The 1,272-nt window shown below is 60.3% G+C and carries 2 protein-coding genes; both read left to right on the top strand.

What is annotated here, in order from left to right:
• A partial coding sequence (locus C513_RS0112290) for a plasmid mobilization protein (RefSeq protein WP_342662694.1) occupies positions 1 to 337 on the top strand: 337 nt, incomplete at its 5' end.
• Positions 327 to 1,272 (top strand): TraI/MobA(P) family conjugative relaxase (traI, locus tag C513_RS0112285; protein ID WP_018716286.1); only part of this gene is annotated, 946 nt, incomplete at its 3' end. The genes C513_RS0112290 and traI, both read left to right, overlap by 11 nt.

Genomic DNA, 1,272 nt, shown 5'->3' with positions numbered 1-1,272 from the left:
CCCCCCCCGGCGAGAAGGAGACACGATGCCATTTGAAACGCAGGGGCCGGAACCGCTGGACGCCGTTATCAATGTACGGCTGACCGCAGCGGAGAAGGCCCGCTTGAAAGAGGATGCCGACCTTGCCGGATTGAGCATGTCGGAGCTTGTCCGCCGCCGCTACTTTGGCAGGCCGATCATTGCCAACGCGGACGCGGTGATGCTCAAAGAGCTACGCCGCATCGGTGGATTGCTCAAGCACATCCACAGCGAAAGCGGAGGCATTTACAGCAAGGACACAGCCGGGGCGCTGGTGGCGCTGAAAACCTACATCGAGAGGTTAAGCCGTGATCGTTAAGAAGGTGCCGAACTCAAAAACAAAGCACAAGACGGCGAGCATCCGCGACTTGGCCGACTACATCCGCGAGCCTCACAACCAGAACCCGGATGAGAAAGTGCTGTACGCCAACGGGCGCGGCTTCCTCTGCGACGGACACGCCGCACAGCGTGAGGAAATGGTAGCCCTTGCTGCTGAGTCCGTGCGCAGCAAGAACCCGGTCAATCACTACATCATGAGTTGGCGCGAAGGGGAGCAGCCAAGCCCGGAGCAGGTCGAGGAAGCTGTAAGCATCTTCATGGAAGAACTCGGCTGGAAAGACCATCAAGCCATCTACGGCTTGCACAAGGACACGGACAATATCCATCTGCACATCGCCATCAATCGTGTGCATCCCGAGACGCTCAAGATTGTTGAGATCAATCGTGGTTTTGATATTGAACTGGCACACAGGGCGATAGCACGAATCGAGCACGCGCAGGGATGGCAGCGTGAGCAAAACGGGCGCTATCGGGTGTTGGAAAACGGGGAGCTTGGCCGAGCGCCATACGACCCGGAAAAGCCACGCCAGCCCGACCAGAAGAAGCGGGACATGGAGAACCGCACCGGGGAGAAGTCAGCCCACCGCATCGCCATCGAGGACGGCGCAGCCATCATCAAGCAGGCGCAGACGTGGGAGCAGTTGCACCGCGAGTTAGCAGCCAAGGGGATGCGCTACGAAAAGACCGGCAGCGGGGCGACCGTGTTTGTCGGGGATGTTGGCGTGAAGGCCAGCGACGTAGACCGCAACGCCAGCCTTGCCAAGATGCAGAAGCGGCTAGGCGAGTATCAGCCCGCGCCGCAGCGTCAGCAGGTTGCGCAGCGCGAGCCAGAGCCGATCAAGCCAGACGTGCCGGGATGGAAGGACTACATCACCGGGCGAAAGGCGCACTACGCGGAGAAGAACGCGGACAAGC

It is taken from the genome of Allobrachymonas chironomi DSM 19884 (assembly GCF_000374625.1).
Lineage (GTDB): Bacteria > Pseudomonadota > Gammaproteobacteria > Burkholderiales > Burkholderiaceae_C > Brachymonas > Brachymonas chironomi.
This window is presented reverse-complemented; position numbering and strand designations above follow the sequence as displayed.